We start from the raw sequence: 19,742 nt of genomic DNA, 5'->3' as shown, positions 1-19,742 counted from the left end.
AAACATAGCTCGCTTTATTAAAAAAATCAATTTTATCTAGCCTGTAACACTCTGATTCATCATCTTATTTTGTATTCTGCAGAAAGAATAAAATAATGCCCCCAATTTGGCCTAGCATTCTGGTATGTATTAGGTAATTCATTTTTTTTGTCAATGAAACGCATAAATAATACATGACTGAAGCCTAGTGAGCTTGCACTACAGTATCAAGTTTAGCGGGTGGTGACATATCTGCTTTTCTTAGATGAGTTTTGGTAAAGTGTCTAGCGACGCATGTCTTTTTTCAATGAGTTCTTGTGCTGCAGCAATAATTGGATTTGCTTCTATATGTTCATCAGGATGACTACGCTGACAGAATTCTTTATATTTCTCTAACTCTTGTTCACGCATATAAAGCTCGAACTCTTTGTAAAAGGTCTTCCCTGCCTCCTTCCCAAGAATCTCAATAAATTGTTCATATAAACCTGTTTTGGGATTGCTATAAAAACAAATATCTAAAAATTTCTTCTGATAGACCGTAGAAAACTGATAGGGTTCCCCCACAAAGTCAGGTATTTGATTAAATAGGATATCGGCACCTTTTGCCTGGGGTTCATTTTTTGCTTGATACAAAAGCTCAACCACCCGTTGACGTTTGTCTTCTGGGACGATAAGTGAGCGGGTGGCCGCAAATTTCCTATTTTCATCATTTAAAAAAGGAGCTCCCCCTACCCGTGCACCTCGTTCAGCAATTGATAATTTCATACTTCCATCTGCCATATTTCTTAAAGTAGCGAGAACACCATGTCCACTAAACCCTGTTGCCTGAAAAGCCATACCTTCTCTATCCAAACGATTTAATATATTCCCCACTGAGGAGTCTGATTGCAGTTGCGCTAATGCAGATAATAAGTTTGCGAACTGTGAAGAGTACTCTGGATGTTTTTCCTGAATAAACGCTTTTAAATAATGATTCAGAACCGATACACCTTCATCAAATAAACCCGAACCAAATTGAACCTCCGCATTAGGAAATTTAAGAACTTCGTTCAACTTTTCTCCACCAAAGATAAAGTAAAGTCTTCGTCGATTGTAATATTCTCTGTAATCAATATGGTATGCATCAAAAAAGCATTTTAAGGTATTCTGAGAAAACACATTCAAGTATGCGATAGTAATAACTGATTGACCTTTATTGTTTTTGGCCAAAACATCAGCCCCTGCGGCCAAAAGCAAAGGTATTGCTTCCGAATTTTGACCTTGAATTGCCGATAACAACGCAGTGTTGCCTTGCTCATTTTTTGCTTCAAGTAACTTAGTTTTTGTTTGTGGATCTGCCGCAACCAAACGTAGCATTGCTTCTGTTTCTTCGGCTCGTTTAAGCATAATTGCTGTATGTAAAGGAGTTTCATTTTTATTATTCTTTTCTAAAATCAAAGTAGGGCTGTGAGTATGTAGATAACTCATCGCATTTCCCAAATTCCCTTTGGCTACTAACAAATGAAAAGCAGTATTACCCTCTTCATCTCGAGCCTCCAATGGACAACCTTGTTGGTGGAAAAACTCGACAAGTTCATCGGAATTCACTTCAGCAGCTACTAATAAAGGAGTCTTTCCTTTCGAATTTTTATCTTCAAGCGCAAAAAGACCACTAGCAAGAAGATGTTTCACAAGATCCGTCTGGCGGTTTTTTATTGCAACAAACAAGAGGTTATCTTCCTCACTGTCCTTATCATGAATGGGAGAAGGCTCCTGGATTAGAAAATAATCGATTAATTGTATATTCCCCGAACTTGCTGCTAACAACATTGGCGTCATTTTAGATTTATCCGTTGCGGATAAAGAGGAGCCATGCGCTACTAACCATTTTACCGCTACTAAATCACCCTTCTTTACGGCATCAAGCAAAGCCTGATCTTTTTCTTTTGTAGTACTTTTAGTCACAAGTAAATCGGCGATATCGAATTTCTTTGCTTCCAATGCAATTTGGAACGCTGTTTTACCTTGCTTATTTTGCAAATCAACAGGCACATCTCGCGTAAGGAGATAATGTACACAATCGAAGTGTCCATTTCGAGCAGCAGTCATTAAAGCATTCTCACCTTGAGCATTAATGACCGACAAAGCAACACCTTCTTTATCTAAAAATTTAAGTACATTTAACTGTCCCTGCGCAGCAGCAAGAAAAATTGCATTTTCGCCATGATTATTTTTTTGATGCAGATCACCACCTTTTTCCCGCAAATACTCAATAATTTTTAAATGTCCTCTACCCGCAGCAATCATCAAAGGAGTATTGCCTTCATTGTCAGTGACCTCAGCTGCAAATTGTTCAGGGAATAATTGGATTGTTTCTAATCGATTATTGTATGCAGCGAAGTGAACACAGGACCAACCATCTGGAGTTTTATGACGAAGTAAATTTTCCCGGTTTCTTGTGATCCCCCAAAGAATATTTAAGGCAGTTACATCTCCTAATGCACTCGCAACTACGGTAATTTTACCCAATCCTTCTCTACGAAAGCCACTTGGAGACAATTTCTTTATCTTTTCATAATCTTGAGAAACAACCAGCTTACTTGAAGCACTTAATTGAGGATTAGATTCTAATAATGACATCGTCTTTGATGAGGAATAGATATAGCAACATTCCAAAGGCGTGAATCCATTGGCATTAGAAATTTCAAATAATGGCCTATCGAACTCCTTTGCTTTATCTATAAGTATTTGCAGAATTTCAGGTTGATCGTATATAACAGCAAGATGTGCCAGGGTATTACCATTTTCATCATCCATTAAAAAATTTTCTTCGTCTACCCCTGACATGAGCCTTTTAAACTTCTCTAGATTTCCCTGTTTTATCGCAGCATTCAATTGTTCATTTCGCATCAAAAACACCCAAGCCATCCATTTAATGTTCAGTATAGTAAAGCTTGGGGAGTTTAATGGAAAAAACCTGATTTAGGGGCTAATTATTCGTTTTGATAGACACTTAGCTCGCGTAAAACCGCCGTAGCATAAGATCCTGCAGGTAGACTAAAAGTTAGCTCAGCCACATTTCCTTGAATAAAACAGGTAAATTGTTCCACATGTAGGATATTGGCACGCCAGTCTTCCTCTAAACCATAAAGTTCTAAACCATCTAGCCATAATTGCCAGTCGTGATAAATTTTATGAACCAATTGTAACGCCTCATCTTTTACTTTGTGCTTGCTTTTTCCAGGTAAGGGACTTGCAGGGGAAATATCTTTATTTTTAATCCTTTGTAATACTTCATTGTCAACATGATCAATAACAAAAATACTGTTTGAACCTTGAAGCTGCATTACATCTCCAGGCAATGCTATATCCCAACATTGTTCCATAACACGATGTGATAAAATTAGATTATAAATCCATGAACGTGCAGCAGAACAATACATCCCTTTTAAAAATCGGTCTTTAACTTTATGCCCTTTAACGAGCATTTCTTCTGCTTTTATTAAATTACCCGTATCTCGACCAAATCGCTGTTCTCCAAAATAATTAGGTACGCCATGCTCTTTAATGCGTTCAATACGCGCCAACAAATCTTCTTTATGGGAAATTTCGCGCAAGCGGACAAGGAAATGATTTCCAGTTAGAAATCCAGGCCTTAATTTTTTATAATGTCGGGTGCACTCTAAAACTCGCCAACCAGGTCCTGCAAGTTGCGCAACGCCTGGAATTTCTTCACCAGGAGCATGAATACTCAACCATTGTGTCGTCAATGCCTGTCGGTCTTTTAATCCTGCGTAACCGATTGACTTGATTGGTTTTTTCAATAACTTCGCCAGTACTTTAACTACCTCTAAAGTTGTTAGCCCTTTTTTTTCAATTTTAAGAAGAATATGTTCCCCCGCTCCAGAAAATGGACTATCAAAAAACTCATTTACCTGGAAATCTTCAGGAGTGCATTTAAAAAATGCCGTAGATTTTGGAAGTCCATACGCATATGCCCAATCTATAGAATACATACATCAACCTTTTTCTAAAATAACCGCTTACTTTTTATTAAAAATCTGATAAAAAACTATATAAATCAAAAAATTTTACGTGCATACTTAAAAGTAATTTGTAAAATCTATATGTATTATATAGTGTTACTAAACGGATAGATTATCAATGAATGAAACATTTCCACCAATACGTAAAGCAGTATTTCCTGTTGCTGGTTTAGGGACTCGATTTCTACCTGCAACAAAAACAGCCCCCAAAGAAATGTTAACTGTGGTTAATAAACCCTTGATTCAATATGCAGTAGAAGAAGCTTATGCGGCTGGTATACGGCAAATGATCTTTGTAACCTGCCATAACAAACACATCATTGAAGATCATTTTGACCTCGCCTATCAGCTTGAAAATGAACTGCAACTTCATGATAAAAATGAACTGTTATCTATAGTCAAATCAGTAACACCTAACGATATGGAATGTTTTTATGTGCGTCAGGCAAAACCGCTAGGATTGGGGCATGCAGTTTTATGTGCTGAAAAAATTGTTTGTAATGAGGCATTTGCTGTAATACTTGCTGATGACTTAATGACAAGTACGACGCCTGTGATTCGGCAATTAACCCAAATGTATGAACAATACGGTCATAGTATTATTGCAGTAGAAAGCGTCCCTCAAGAGTTAACAGAGTGTTATGGTATTATTCAAGGTGCACCGTGGGATAAAAACCTTTTAAGCATACACCATCTGGTGGAAAAACCTAAACCACATCTTGCCGCATCAAATATTGCAATAGTAGGCCGTTACGTCCTTACTCCAGGTATTTTTGAACAAATCAGGATATTACCTCATGAGGAGCATAAAGAAATTCAATTAACTGATGCAATTAATGGTTTAGTAAAAAAAGAAACCGTTTTAGCACAGCCTTATGATGGGAAACGCTATGACTGTGGAAGTGTTCTTGGTTTTCTAAAAGCTAATGTAGATTTAGGAAAAGAGCACCCAACTGAGGGAGAGAAATTTTCCAAGTGGCTTTTAGCTTAGACAGACTTGTTGACATTTCGCTAACTTTAGCCAAAATGACCTGATTTTCAAGTACCGAAGCACAGCATATACGCAGTATGTGTGCAACGGAGCGCAGAAAATCAGGTCAATTTGGCCAATTTTCATTTCGTTAGCTTGAGCCAAAACGGCTTGATTTTAGAGTACCAAAGCGCAGTATACATGCAGTATGTGCGCATCGGAGCGCAGAAAATCAGGGCAGCTTGGCCAAGATAGTAGAAATGGGATAATAGAAATGGAAACAGCCCCTAATTAGATTGAGATGATATATGGAACAGCTTACAAAAATGAATTCGTGGAAAACACTCGAAAAATACGCCAAAACATACGTTAGTCATAATCCAGAAACAAAAAATTATTTTATATCCTATGACCATATTACTCTGGATTATACCGGACAACATGTTGATTCTCAGATTATGGATTCACTCATTGAACTTGCTAATGAGTGTAATCTGCATGATCACATTAATGCCATGATGAGTGGTAAGCCTATTAACAATACAGAAAATAGACCTGTCCTCCATACAGCTCTTCGTGCTCCAGAAAATAAAGCCATCTGGGTTAACGAACAGAACATTATGCCTGAAGTAGTTAATGTTCGTAACACCATGAAGCTCATTGCTACAAAAATAAGAAGTGGAGAATGGCTTGGTTACTCAGGAAAACCCATCACTGATGTGGTTAATATAGGGATTGGTGGCTCCATGCTTGGTCCTTTCTTTTGCATTGATGCATTAAGTGATTTGGTAACAGACAAATTAGGGTTTCATTTTATCTCGGATATTGATCCTAAAGCATTTTCACGGACTACTGCGAAACTAAACCCAGAAACGACTTTATTTATTATTTCCTCTAAATCATTCACTACGCCCGAAACCTTATCTCACTTCCAAAAAGCCTTATCGTGGATTAACCAAAAACACGATTTTAATCGACATTTTATTGCAGTCACCGCACAGGTAAAGAAAGCACAAGAAATGGGTTTTGAAACGATTCTTCCAATATGGGATTGGGTTGGCGGACGTTATTCCTTCTGCTCAGCGATTAATTTGATTTCCTGTATTGCTATTGGTTTTGACAATTTTACAGAAATTTTGACCGGAGCATACGAAATGGATATGCATTTTTGCAATGAGCCTTTTGCAAAAAACTTACCTGTTCTTATGGCATTATTCGGTATATGGAACATCAATTTTTTAAACATTAATAACTTACTCGTCATGACTTATTCCCAAGACTTACAAAATTTTGTTCCTTATCTGCAACAACTTGATATGGAAAGTAATGGGAAATCGATAAACAGACAAGGACGTAAAGTAGATTATGCAACAGGCCCCATTATCTGGGGTGGTCTAGGTAACCACGCGCAACACAGTTACTATCAGCTGTTGTGCCAAGGAACTCATAAAGTAGCCGCTGATTTAATTTGTGTTCGTACTTTCGATGGCGATGCAATTAATAAAATATGTCGTACCCACAAGGAGGTTTTAACCAAAGGTAGCAAGCACAGCGAGAACCCTTACAGTTACATTGGCGGAGAAACACCCGTAAATCTTCTCTGCTTGACCGATTGTTCCCCTAAAACTCTTGGTGCATTGATTGCTTTATACGAACATAAAATTTTTGTTCAAGGTGTAATTTGGAATATCAACTCATTTGACCAACCTGGAGTCGAGAGCTCTAAAGAAATAGCTCGACAAAATAATTGGATTAACTGATGTCCAGAGCTATATTCGGTTTATTATTGCTTGGCTTCTTGGCGCTAAAGGCTTCGGCTGACAATTTTGACCCGAAGCAACTTTTATTGGATCAAGTCATTTGGGGCGAAACTTATTATCGAGATGATTTTGTGAAGAACTCACTAGATCGTCTGCAATTAATCGCCCCCAATGATCCCGACGTTCTTGCTGCTCGAATTAAGCTTGCCATACGACAAAAAAACTTGGTTTTAGCAAAAGAACTGCTTGCTGAGTTAAAACAAAAAGCACCTAATTCTGATCAATACAAACAGGCTGCAATGAGTTTATTTCTTACTGAACCTGAAGCCATACAAAAACTGCAACAAGCAAGAATAATGGCAATATCTGGACATCTCGATGCAGCTAAAGCCCAATATGATGCCCTTTTTCATGGGGATTTCCCTAGCCGAGAATTAAGTTCTGAATATTGGCGTCTCGTATCTTATATTCCGAAGCAGCGTCAAAATGCATTCAATCATTTGCAGGTGCTCTACAATTTTTTAAATGCACATAAAATTTACTCCATCAACAGCAATCAAGATAATTGGACTTATGGACTTAAAGAAAGACTTGCAGGATTATGGGTAGCCAGCGGAGATGATGCATTTCGCACTGGTAATATGGACTTAGCCCAAAAAAGATATCAGCAATCTCTCCTTCTAGATCATGCAAATTATTATGCTTGGGTTGGACTAGCAGAGGTAGCATTTGCTCGTAAAAATTTTGTCGAAGCAGAAAAAGCATATAAACAAGCGTTACTCGTAAGTCCAGGTAAGAGTAGTGCAGTTTATGGACTTGTAGGCATCTATAAACGTCAGTCATTGAAGAAAGCATTAGATTATCTAAATAGTTTGCCTGACGATGTGAAAAGCAAATTTAGTGATGCTCGGCGTAGTTTGGAAAGTTCCTTGCTACAAGAGCAAGCGGCACAATTTGAAAAAGGCAACCAATGGGGGAAAGCAATAGAAAAGTACAGCCAAGCAGAGAGGCTCGATCCCGATGATGTCTGGCTAACTTATCATTATGCACTTGCTTTAAATCATGTAGGCAACGCTAAAAAAGCAAATGAACTATTTCAGAAGTTACTCTCAAAACAAAAAAAAGAGCCAACTCAAGCGTATGCTTATGCACTTTACTTATCAAGTATAGAAAAATTACAACAAGCTCTGAATCAACTCCATAGCATTCCACAAAAACTATGGAATGAAGGCATGCGCCAACTGGCGCAACGCATCACTGCTGAATTGATTTTGCAACACGCGCAACAATTGCGAGATAGTGGAGATACGCAAGGTGCAACAGCCTATTTAATGCAGCAAGCACAAACAATACCCATCAAGCTTACTTTGGCCGATTGGGCTTTTAACGATGCTGAGTTTGCAACAGCATTGAATTACTATCAAGAGGTGAAAACCCAGGAGCCACTTAATGCGGATGCCAACTTAGGTGTTATAGAGTCGCTTATCGCCTTAGGAAACAAGAAAAAAGCCCAGCAATTGCTGGAAGAGCAGCAAACAATGAAATTAACGTTCAATAGCAACATGCAAAGAAGATTAGCAAATGCATGGAACGCTGTAGGCAACTCACAAAAAGCGTTAGCCATTTTCAACCGTATCAAACGAGAAAACGCCAATGCTGCTCCTAGTCAAGATAGTGCGCTTATATTTCGCGACGCAGCTCGTTTAGAAACGCAACTTCGCATGCCTAAACTGGCGCAAGAAGATTACAAAAAAGCCATGGTCGAAAGTGAGATTACACCCATTTGGCCTGCCAACAATGACTATTATACTTTGTTGACCCGTAATCATACAGGAGATGATTGGCTTAAACGCAGCATCCGCGCTGAAGCAGGCTCACTGTATCAGCAACGAGAAACGCGCATTACTGTCGATCAAGATTACTGGCGTCTAACAGGCACTGCTGGAACTTCTGATATGCGTGCCGAAGACACTATAACACAAGCAGATTGGGGTTATGCAAACGGACGCGCATTTTTACGAACTGATGCAGTGAGTATAAGTGCCGGAAGCTTTTCGACAATTGATGGCGTATATTTTAGTGACTTTGGTACCTGTAATATTAATGGGTGTACTACAGATATAGCCCAACGCGCAAATGGGCTCAGCTGGGATGGTGGATGGCAAAATCCAGTTTGGGGATTTGATGTCGGTGAAACACCTATAGGATTTCCTGTAACTAATTTTATTGGCGGCATCAATTATAGCGGTGAAATACGCCATATTGGCTGGACAATCACAGCATCACAGCGCCCCATGACTAACTCATTACTTTCTTTTGCTGGTGCAAAAGATCCAAATACAGGAATTGTATGGGGTGGGGTCGTAGCCACCGGACTTACTTTGTCACTTAGTTACGATCGAGGTGAAGCAAACGGTTTCTGGGCTAATATCATTGGCAGTGAATTAACAGGGAAAAATGTAGAATCGAATCAGCGTATTCTCCTAATGGATGGTTATTATTACAAACTAATCAACGAAGACAATCGCCGGTTTATCGTTGGGCTCACCAATATGGTTTGGCACTATGATAAAAACTTATACGGCTTCAATCTTGGACAAGGCGGATATTACAGTCCAGACTTCTATTTGTCGTTCACAGTGCCAATTGATTATCGCAGACGAACTGCAAACTGGTCTTATGAGTTAGGCGGCACTATAACCTGGTCCTACGCAACAACTAAAAATATTCAAAACTTCCCACTGCCAAACCTTATTCCGAATTTTGATAATACACAAAACTCCCTGCAAACTGGGGGTAATAGTACAGGTTATGGTTATTCTATACTTGCCTTGCTAGAACGTCGATTGGGTTCACATTTCATTGTTGGCGGGCTGGTAGATATTCAGCAATCAACAGATTATACCCCAAGCCATGTCTCTCTTTTCCTACGCTATTCATTCGAAGGCTGGCAGGGCGATATGGACATGCCTATTATCCCCTTAGTACCCTATTCTAACTTTAGATAGACGTAGGCTTGGACTGTTAAGCCAAGCCTTGTGTCTTAAAAATATGTTTTGATAGAGCTCGATACTATCATATGGTAAAGGGTAGCCACTTGTGCAAAATGTCTCATTGAGCATTGAACAGGTATGAGAAATCTTCTAGGATCAGGATTTATTTATCATTGCTCAGGGCCAACTGTTAGGCAAGGGAATTTCTTCAAAGAAGAAACGGGATGAGCGCTTTTCTTTCTTTAGGATAATTGGAAAAATGTAAGCGATACCAACGATGATGAGTAATCGTCCGTGGGCTAAATTGGCTATTGCCCACAAAGTAAAAGAAAAACCGGCAAGTGACCATGTCGCTACATCTCAATCAATCCATTCGAGAATTTCACTAAAGTAATTTGGGCTACTTAAAAAACGAAACATTCATTATTTTGCTCTTGAGTGCAACGTTCGTTGTATATAAATGCGAGTATGTTTGTCTGCATAATTTTTATAACCCTTATAGTGGTAACCAGCAATTAAATTTAATAGCGGATCAGTTACTCCATTTAAAAATGCATACTGCGTATTATCAGAACAATGATGTGCTTTATGATGCTCTTTAGAAAGTAATACGTGATTATTCTGTAACCATAAGATGAGTCGATTTTTTTCAGTTGCATTATGACACCAATAATGCGACACCTCAGCAACAGATGAAAAAATACCAAAAGCGACCAGTCCAACATTTAAGAAAACACCTAAGTGAACATTTGACTGAATGCTCACCAAAATAAACAAATACACCAACAACCAAAATTTAGTTCCCGACTCATCAAAATAGACCTTTAGTGGGTGCCTTATTTGATAAATGGATTTTGCATGATGTAAGTGAAATGCAGCAATATAAGGCCCAACTAAACATGAGTAATAAGTATTATTATCCATGTACATATGGACTAAACCATTAACCAAATCTGTAGCGACATACGCAATAACCAAAACCAGAATTAAATAAAAAAAAGAACTGTTTTCATAGGTATAAATTAAATTAAATAACGTAATTGCTTGTAGTGTAATGATTAAGAATGACACAATAGTTTCAAAAAACTTATACCTTCTATGGCCTAAATACTTCTGAATCGCTTGAATAAATTCGTTAACTTTACTATCCAAGTTATTCTCTCTATTGGAGTTTAGAGTGGTCATTTTAATATTTAGCACTATTAATTTCAGATAAACATTAATGATATCATTTCTAACATTTAAAACCCCCACATTAATACCGTTAATTACTAGTTGCTTCGGTTACTATTACGTATTACGAGACGATTCTGCAACAATTTAACTGCTTTTTTCTTTAGTAGTTTTATAGTATTTCGCAATTTTAGCAGCGCCTAATATAGGTCTATAATACATTTTGTTTATGAAACAAATTCTTTACTTATAGGAGATAAAGGTGTTTTTTCTACATGAAATTTGATGACAATTCGGCTGAGGACGCCTACGTTCACGTAATACAAGTTATACGAGTAATCAAGAAGGATAAGGCACCCAGTTAGTATCACCTTTTAATAAAATATAAAATTTATCCTGATACTTCATTACGGTAACGCCCTCATTGGATGAAACAAATGGCGTTTTGGGTAAATTTTTGGTGAGCGCTTTTAAGTCTACATTATCCTGACTATATATCTTTCCATCAGCTAAACGAGCCATTAATTCTGAAATAGCCAAATAACTACTGGGGGCATTTATTTGTATTGGGGTAGGGCCGGTTTTCAAACCAATAAATTTAACTCCAACAGGAATATGCGTAATACTCGGGCTGGGGATATCGCGTAAACCTGGCATTTGTAATTTATCGCCAACAAGATTAGCTCCATGTTCAGGAATAAAAACAACAACTGCTTTACGTCCTGCCTTCTCTAATGCGGCAAAGAAGTTCATTGTTTGATCTAAAAGCCTTTGTGCCCGCGGTCCATAAGGTGCGGGTTTATTATCACCAATATATGTATTGCCATCATGGAGAGAGATTTCATTGAAATAAGTAACATTACGTTTTTGTTGTGACGCATCATGTTGTTTAAGCCAACGGTCAAACATTTGCCCATCATCTGAAAGCAGTTTTCCATCAAATGAAACGAGATCTGGAGAAACTCCTGTTCTTGGTATCATGGGCATATTTGCTAAGCCACCATACTCTTTAAGCTCATCGAGGAAATTACCAAATACCCCCCCATGGTCAAGCATAAACTCTGGAGAAAAGCCCAGTTTAGCCAGATTATCCAAAATATAACAATTTTGCGGAACAGGTTTATAAAGGTCAGCATGCGTTGTTTCACCACAGCTTGCGCGTAATAAACGGATTGCTGCAGGGCCACTATAGGACGCAGCTGAATTGAACTCATTAAACAGAATATCAAATTTGCCCCATATGGGGTGATTTCTTAGATGCACCGCATCTATATCTGCCCAAGCAAGGGAACAAATCTGAATAAGAATTATATCAAAAGGTTGAGCATCAGCAGAAAGAGCATTTGGAAAATCCGTATGCAACCCTTTTTGTTGTGCATAAAATTGATTCAGATAAGCATTCAGATTCTCATTCGTTGGCGGTAAGCTATCGTTGAGCCCCCCTCCACTTGGACTAGCCTCCGCTTTAGTTTCTTCCGTAGTTGCAACAATTTTGTTTTGTACAGGCAACAGATTAATGGCAGGACCTGTAAGAGTAATAAGGTTTAACCAAATAAGTGCGATCACTGTAAGCGTCGTAATACGAATCCATTGAGAAAAGAACAGATAAGCAACTAATAACACAAAAGCCAGACCGAGTAGCTCCCAATTAATAAATCGCTGTAATAGCTCGAGAATATAGCTAGAACTAAAAGCAAAAAGATTTGTTCCTTGACTCGTAATGGTACTAAACCCGGGTAACCAAGTATCATGATAAAACAGTACAATACCTATTGGAATAGCGAGCCAATTGCGACAACGATGAAGAACCATTGATCGTAAAGGAAAAAGCAAAAAAGACAAAAAAACCAGATTAATGAAAGGATGAAAGTTTAAATATCCGGCCCATAAAAGTGCAAATTTCAACAAAAAATAATAATTCCATCCATTGATATCACGCCACACGGCATGTGTTTTTTGTTGTATTTGTACCGTTTCCATCATTATTATTCTTTGTCCATAATCATCAAAATTAACATACCTCTCTGAGCATCAATACCACATTGGTGAAGAGGATCGATCTTTTGGTTTTTTTTAGTGTAACAGGATACATAGGATATTCAATGTAAAAAAATTATTTTTCATTGGCTCTATCTCTACGTGTTTCTTGACATAAACCTCCTCATCTTGGTATTTTTGTATAAAATTTGAAATATAAGACAATATGTTTGAAAATAAATCTATTTCCATTATTGGAGCAGGTCATTTAGGTAGTGCTTTGGCTCGGGGACTTATTAAAAGTGGACATCCGGCAAATGCTATAACATTCAGCAATCGAGATCCCAGCAAATTGGAGCGTTTGGTTAAAGAACTCAGGGTTCAGTCAGCTAACACTAATATTCAAGCAACTATGAATGCAGAGGTTCTAATTCTTGCTGTAAAACCTCAATTTATGCAGGATGTATGTATGGAAATTGCACCTACCATCCAGTTACGGCAACCTCTTATTATTTCTTTGGCGGGTGTAATAGACATTTCCAGCATGAAGCGTTGGCTTAACAAAAATGAGCAGGGAATTATGCGAGTAATGACAAATACTCCCATTGAATTTTGTAAAGGAACATCTGCGTTGTTCGCATGTACCTCGACGACCGCTGAACAAAAGCGGTTGGCTGAAACGCTTTTTAATGAAGTCGGATATACTTTCTGGGTAGACCAAGAATCTATGATCGACTCACTTACCGCTCCCGTTGGCTGTGCACCAGCTTATGTCTTTCTATTCCTTGAAGCGTTACAAAAAGCAGCAATAAGTAGAGGAATTCCTGAGGACCTTGCGGAAAAAATTGCTTTGGAATCTGTATTGGGTGCTGCAGAGCTAGCAAAAAAATCAGGGCGCTCTTTCGCGCAATTGCGTGCAGGTGTAACTACTCCTCACGGTGTGACCGCTCATTCTTTAGAGAATCTGTCTTTTACTGATTTTTTTGATATCTTTAAGCAAATTTATGCAGATGCGGAAGAGCGCATTGAGCAAATAACGCAATCATTAAATCCTAAAATTTAATCTAGCATTAGGACTGGCCGTGTATACAGAGCAACTTTACCGGTTATATTGTAGCCTAGGTGAAGCGAAGTGACCCGGGTTAGGACGTCGTCTTCACCCTGGCTACTTTCGGCTATCAGCATGTACAGGATTTACCCTTGCTATTTAACCAAGACTCGACATGGGTCTTACCCACGGATTTAATTTAGCTAAACGTGCGGGTAATTTGCTTATGTGACGTTGTGCTTCAGCCCTGCTTTCATACTCACCAACAGCCAGCACATACCAAACTCCCTTTGCATTCGTAAAATGCATTATTTTGGCATCTTGCGTGAGTAGTTTATTATTCTGCTGAAACCGTTCTATATCTTTTTTATTATGACTGGCTGCAACTTGTATGGTATACAAATTAGAATTATTTTTTGAGCTAGGAAGCTGTTCTTGTTTATTTTGTTTTGCAGTTGGAATTTCGACTAATTTTGATTCGCGAGTGAGATCAGATTCAGGGCTCTCACGCTTAAACTCAGACTCAGGAATTCTAACATCCTGTTCTGCCAGGTTTTTCATTTGTAGTTTAGGAATCACAACAACCTTATCAACAATTGCAACTGTATCACTAGGTATTTCATCACTAAAGTCATCTAATACTTGTTTTTTAGGCAAAGAAGCATATACCAATTGTCGTGTTGAAGAATCCTGCCAAGAAGCAATTTGACTTACTAATACTTCAGATTGTGCTTGCCGATTTATTGTATTTTCATTGCTCATTGTCTCTAAATGAAATGATGAAAAATCATAGTGTTGCGCAAAATAAAAACCAACAAGCCCTGCAATTAAAGCGACGCTGCCTGCGATACCAGCTTTCTTTACCCATTTTAGTGGCTCTTTTTTCTTTTGTGCCGCACATTTAAATACAAATGCTTCAAGATTGCTGTTAATTTTTGCCACATTTCCTTTGGTCAGTTGATAAAATTGCTTAAACTGAGCATCAGTTAATGGTTTACTGATCAAATGGGCAGCCATGGCACGTTGTAAAACATAGGTTCTTGTTTCACTTTCATTCAATGAACCCAATTCTATAGTATGTACCAAATTATCAAAAAACGAAGCGACTAAGTTGTTAAGCGTTGCAACAATTGAATAATCTGATATCAAACAGAGATGAAAGAAACTAAAATTCTCCTGATTCTTGATTGCTAGCATCGCTTCTTTAATTAAAGATTCTGGCAAATGTTGCGCATCATCAATTAAGAGTAATACATGAGCTTTGCGCTCATTAATTTGCGCGACTAATGAACTAATGTCTGTATTTTCATCATGATTCAGATGTAGTTGAGTTGCAATTTCCTGAATTAAGCTCTCTCTATTGCAAGGAGCCTTAACCGTCATAGGCACCGCTTTGATTTGTTGATCTAAATTACTTTGTAACAAAGTACTAAAAGAAGTTTTACCGCCCTCTTTCTCAGATAAAACCGTAATGAGCACGTTGTTAAAAAGAATCAAATGATTAATGAAATCAATTTTAGCAAGCCAAGATCCTGGTTTAAACAATACTCTTGGTTGAATTACAGCCGCTATATCAGACTGAATCATTCCCTCTTTCATTTTTATTCTCCTCTTACAGCTGCAACAAGTGCATTATACAAACAATCCTCTGTTACTCCAGCTTCAAGATAACAATCACCGGGTTTCTTAAGTAGTACAAAGCGTAAACAGTTATTTTTAATTTTTTTATCCGATTGCATTAGCTCTTTGAGCTTTTTCAAATTTATCATACTTGGGATTTTATGTGGCAAACCTGCTTGATGTAAAATTTGTTCAACTTGTTCCACCAATTGCTTATCAACCAAATGCATTTTATGTGACAAAACTGTTGCACAATACAAACCAATTGCCACCGCTTCACCATGCAACCATTGCTGATATTGAGTATAAGTTTCCAAGGCATGTGCAAAAGTATGGCCCAGGTTGAGTAGCGCACGCTGCCCCGCTTCCTTTTCATCAGTTTCAACAAATTGCGCTTTAATACGGCAGCATTCAGCAATTAATTCAGGCAGCTGAGGACTCTCAGCAGTTAACCCTTGTTGAAGCGTTTCACTTAAAAATTTGAAAAAATCACCTCCAGCCAGTAGCGCGTATTTGATCATTTCTGCTAAACCCGCACGAAACTCTCTTTCAGGCAGAGTGCTTAATGTAGCCAAATCAATAATTACTGCTTGGGGTTGATAAAAACTACCAATCATATTTTTACCCAAAGCATGATTAATACCAGTTTTCCCACCAATAGCAGCATCGATCTGCGCTAATAACGTGGTAGGCATTTGAATAAACTTCACTCCGCGCTGATACGTTGATGCTGCAAATCCCGTCATATCGCCAATCACACCTCCGCCCAAAGCGATTAACGTTGTGTCTCTATGGTGTTTGTGTTGGATTAATGCATCATAGATGGTAAATAAACTTTGCTGATTTTTATATTGCTCTCCATCTTTTAAAATCAACACATCACACTGAGTATCCCCAAATGCAGCTTGCACCTGTTTTAAATAAAGAGGAGCTATTGTTTGGTTGGTAACAATTAGAATCTGTGGAGACGTGGCAATGGTTCGCAGAAAATCTAGATTTTGCAAACCATTGCGACAAATAATAATGGGATATTGATGTTCAGTTAAAGAGACATCAACCTGATCATAAACCTCAAAGTTCGCCATAAATATATTTTATTATATTATTTGCAACTGCTTTGACCGTTAATTTATCTGTTTCAAAACTAACATCAGCTAATTCATTGTAGAATGGCTCGCGCTCGTCTCTCAATAACTCCAATCGGCCCTCAAGATCATTTGTCTGTAGTAAAGGACGTTTTGTATCGCGCTTCGTTCTTTCGAACTGTTGTTGTAATGAGGTTTTTAGATAGATTACGGTTCCACGCCCCGCTAATGCATTTCTGTTTTCAGGAGTGATTACGACTCCACCACCAGTGGCCAAAACAATGTTGGTCTTTTGAGTTAACTCTTCGATAACTTTTTGCTCACGTCGTCTGAACCCTTCTTCGCCTTCAATATCAAAAATCCAAGATATGTCCGCACCAGCACGTTCTTCAATCACTTCATCTGAATCAAAAAATTCTAACTTGAGCTCCTTTGCCAAAGCACGACCTATAGTGCTTTTACCTGCACCCATGGGTCCGATGAGAAAAATATTTCGTACTTTAACTATGCTCATTTTTTATTACATACCTCTTTAACTGAAATGTCATTAATTAAAGATCGAGTCCGAAATAACCTCCCATTTTAGCGTCAAACTAAAATATTATAAGTAGCCGAAAGTGGGGAGTATTTGGGGCTCAACCCTAACTGTATTTTTCGCAGTTAGAAATTCCCGCTCATTATTCTACAACAAATGAGCATATTTTATAACTATTTACTCTTAATCATTTCTATTATATCACTTCTTAATGTCCTTGTTGGAGGTAAGTGCTTCATAAAATGTATTTAAGTGGGGCAAAACACATCATATTTGGTACCTTCATAAATAGTACATTGTCACAATTTATTCCAGAGAATCCCCACAAATTTTTTCTCCCTACATCGTGCTTAAACGTATGCATATCCAGGAATATACCCGAAAAAGTAAACGTAGGCTGGGTTATTAAGCCTAAGGGATCATCACTTTTTTATTTTCCACTACCCCTTAGGGGAGAGGGGTATCTAAATCTTATTTTTCATCAAAACGAATCGGTTTTCTACCCTCAATTGTTGTAATCGATAATGAGTTTGTAATGATTTTGGGTGTAATGAAAATTAGCAGCTCATCATTTTTAAGAGCAATTTGCGTATTCTTAAACAAATTTCCAACTACTGGCAGCTGCCCAAAAAAAGGTACTCGCGTAATAGTCTTACTTTTGTCCTGCTGGAAAATACCCCCAAGAACAATAGTTTGTCCATTACTGACAAGGACATTAGTTTGAATTTCCTTGGTTAATATCGAAGGTACCCCATTAAATAATTGCGGTGAAGCAGTATCCTGATTAATCTTTAATTCCATAAGTATCTTACTATCAGGAGTAATCTGTGGTGTGACTTTTAGACTCAATACTGCTTTTTTGAAAGCCACAGCAGTTGCACCACTGGAAGTCGCCTCCTGATAAGGAATCTCCTGTCCTGAATCAATCACTGCGGGTTGTTGATTTGCAGTGATAAGTCTAGGGCTGGATATCAATTCAGCAAGCCCCTCGCTTTCCAGAGCTGACAGTTCGAGATCAAGTAAAATATTATCGCCAAGTTGTGCCAATGCGATACCAAGAGACGCAGGCACAGCTCCTGTGACAGGAGCAGCAACTAAATCCAGATTTAATCGGTCTGTAAACGGCACGACATTTGCAGGGGTAACCCCTTGTTGCATCTGGTTGGCTCCAGCCAATGTACCACTTAAAGTTGGTGGCCTAGAAACCCCCCAACGTATTCCTAAGTCTTGCGCAAAATCTTTAGTGACTTCAACGATGCGCGCTTCAATAAGCACTTGCTTGACGGGAACGTCCAACTGTTTGATTAAATCCCTGACTTCGTCGATTTTGGTACCACTATCTTGAATCCAGATGGTATTTGTACGTGTATCAACGCTTACTTTACCTTTTTCAGATAAAAGTGAGTTTTGCTTGTCTTTAATTAAAATCGCCAGATCAGTGGCTTTGGCATAATTAATCTGAATCAGTTCAGAACGTACCGGTTCAAGTCTTTGAATGGCATGTCGGCTCTTAAGTTCTTCTGCCTCCATTTTATCAAAAGCAGCTTTATAATCGATCAAAATTACATTACCAGTCTGGCGTTTCGCTAAACCTTGTGTCGTTAAAATAATATCCAACGCTTGGTCCCATGGAATATTATTTAATCTAAGGGTTATATTACCTTGAACTTTATCGCTTACTACAATATTAATTCCAGTAAAATCAGCCAATAACTGTAATACAGCGCGTATGCTAATGTTCTGAAAATTCAAAGAAATTCTTCTTCCAGAAAAGACTTTCTTTTTCAATTTGGCCTGTTGTGCTTCTTCTGGAGTTAAGGAAAGTACATCGATCATAAACTGTTTATTCACTTGATAAACGTACTGACCAAAGCTACCTTTGTTTGACAAAGTCATGTGTGCATTTTTACCTACTTGTCGAAAACTTACCAGCTGTACGGGACTACGAAAATCTGAAACATCAAAACGCTTCATTAAATTTTGTGGAATTTTAGTATTTAAAAATTTAACGAGAATTTCTTTACCATGTTCCTCAACCTCAATTGGAACATTGGTGCTGGAAACATTAACGATTGCGCGCCCCCCTTGGTGCTCAATACCACGAAAATCAAAATGATTGATTTCATAACTGGTTTTGACTGGTCGATGCGTGATTAAAAGTTCTTTTGGGGGTTGAAAGATGTCATTGCTTTTGCCATTTAAGATAAGCGTATAAATTGCGCCAGAAATTGAGCCTGAATAAGGTACTGGATAATTTAAATCCAGTATAGCCCTAACACGTGTACCTACAGCCACAACTGTATACGTATTCAGAGAACCTATTTTAACTTCTTTCGTTTTCTGTTCAGGAGGCAATTGCAGATTGGCGTCAATGAAATCAAGGACTATACGCGCCGGACTTTGGGTCACAAAACTTGCGGGTTCTTGCTTAAGTGGTTTCGCAAATTCGAAATCCATACGCAACTTTGCCTCAGGTAAAGGAATTACCTTTACGGCAACAAGAGGATTATTTTGGGCAAGAGCCATCATACTAAAGCTCATACCAATGAAAACGAATAAAGCAACTATTCTCCGCAC

At 38.2% G+C, this 19,742-nt stretch carries 13 protein-coding genes; 4 read left to right on the top strand and 9 right to left on the bottom strand.

The features are described from left to right. Nucleotides 1-240: 240 nt before the first annotated feature. On the bottom strand, nt 241-2,868 hold the full coding sequence (locus tag Lste_RS16860; protein WP_058512475.1) for an ankyrin repeat domain-containing protein: 2,628 nt from the start codon (nt 2,866-2,868) through the stop codon (nt 241-243). 83 nt (nt 2,869-2,951) lie between these two features. Then, nucleotides 2,952-3,974, bottom strand: coding sequence for a tRNA pseudouridine(13) synthase TruD (gene truD, locus Lste_RS16855; RefSeq protein WP_058512145.1), 1,023 nt, complete (start codon nt 3,972-3,974; stop codon nt 2,952-2,954). A gap of 148 nt (nt 3,975-4,122) precedes the next feature. Between truD and galU the strand changes: the two genes are divergently transcribed. The 3 genes from galU to bcsC all read left to right on the top strand — a co-directional run bounded on the left by galU (nt 4,123) and on the right by bcsC (nt 9,742). Continuing rightward, nucleotides 4,123-4,995: a UTP--glucose-1-phosphate uridylyltransferase GalU gene (gene galU / locus Lste_RS16850; protein ID WP_058512144.1), complete on the top strand. Its 873-nt coding sequence runs from the start codon at nt 4,123-4,125 to the stop codon at nt 4,993-4,995. 287 nt (nt 4,996-5,282) lie between these two features. Then, the gene (pgi, locus tag Lste_RS16845) at nt 5,283-6,734 is read left to right on the top strand and encodes a glucose-6-phosphate isomerase (RefSeq protein WP_058512143.1); all 1,452 of its coding nucleotides are present in this window, start codon (nt 5,283-5,285) and stop codon (nt 6,732-6,734) included. Beyond that, nucleotides 6,734-9,742 carry a cellulose synthase complex outer membrane protein BcsC gene (bcsC, locus tag Lste_RS16840; protein WP_058512142.1) on the top strand — a complete coding sequence of 1,003 codons (3,009 nt, stop codon included), beginning with the start codon at nt 6,734-6,736 and terminating at the stop codon, nt 9,740-9,742. The genes pgi and bcsC overlap by 1 nt, the downstream gene beginning before the upstream one ends. Before the next feature lie 193 nt (nt 9,743-9,935). On the opposite strand, the gene Lste_RS19870 is transcribed toward bcsC, so the two are convergent. The 3 genes from Lste_RS19870 to bcsG form a co-directional block, all read right to left on the bottom strand. Beyond that, on the bottom strand, nt 9,936-10,076 hold the full coding sequence (locus tag Lste_RS19870; protein WP_202814177.1) for a hypothetical protein: 141 nt from the start codon (nt 10,074-10,076) through the stop codon (nt 9,936-9,938). A 74-nt stretch (nt 10,077-10,150) separates the two neighbouring features. Continuing rightward, nucleotides 10,151-10,879 carry a fatty acid desaturase CarF family protein gene (locus Lste_RS16835; protein ID WP_162264160.1) on the bottom strand — a complete coding sequence of 243 codons (729 nt, stop codon included), beginning with the start codon at nt 10,877-10,879 and terminating at the stop codon, nt 10,151-10,153. Nucleotides 10,880-11,239: 360 nt separating this feature from the next. After that, a complete protein-coding gene (bcsG, locus tag Lste_RS16830) occupies nt 11,240-12,883 on the bottom strand; it encodes a cellulose biosynthesis protein BcsG (RefSeq protein WP_058512140.1) in 1,644 nt (547 codons plus the stop codon). 220 nt (nt 12,884-13,103) lie between these two features. Between bcsG and proC the strand changes: the two genes are divergently transcribed. Then, the gene (proC, locus tag Lste_RS16825) at nt 13,104-13,940 is read left to right on the top strand and encodes a pyrroline-5-carboxylate reductase (RefSeq protein ID WP_058512139.1); all 837 of its coding nucleotides are present in this window, start codon (nt 13,104-13,106) and stop codon (nt 13,938-13,940) included. 144 nt (nt 13,941-14,084) lie between these two features. Here proC and Lste_RS16820 read toward each other — a convergent pair whose 3' ends face one another. The 4 genes from Lste_RS16820 to Lste_RS16805 form a co-directional block, all read right to left on the bottom strand. Next, a complete protein-coding gene (locus Lste_RS16820; RefSeq protein WP_058512138.1) occupies nt 14,085-15,524 on the bottom strand; it encodes an SPOR domain-containing protein in 1,440 nt (479 codons plus the stop codon). A gap of 2 nt (nt 15,525-15,526) precedes the next feature. Then, nucleotides 15,527-16,630, bottom strand: coding sequence for a 3-dehydroquinate synthase (aroB, locus tag Lste_RS16815; protein ID WP_058512137.1), 1,104 nt, complete (start codon nt 16,628-16,630; stop codon nt 15,527-15,529). Continuing rightward, complete coding sequence (gene aroK / locus Lste_RS16810; RefSeq protein WP_010653139.1) at nt 16,617-17,144, bottom strand: shikimate kinase AroK; 528 nt, start codon at nt 17,142-17,144, stop codon at nt 16,617-16,619. The genes aroB and aroK overlap by 14 nt, the downstream gene beginning before the upstream one ends. A gap of 492 nt (nt 17,145-17,636) precedes the next feature. Continuing rightward, a complete protein-coding gene (locus Lste_RS16805; protein ID WP_058512136.1) occupies nt 17,637-19,742 on the bottom strand; it encodes a type IV pilus secretin PilQ in 2,106 nt (701 codons plus the stop codon).

The organism is Legionella steelei (assembly GCF_001468005.1).
Taxonomy (GTDB): Bacteria; Pseudomonadota; Gammaproteobacteria; order Legionellales; family Legionellaceae; genus Legionella; species Legionella steelei.
Note: the sequence above shows the minus strand (reverse complement) of the source record. Positions and strands in the feature narration are given on the sequence as shown.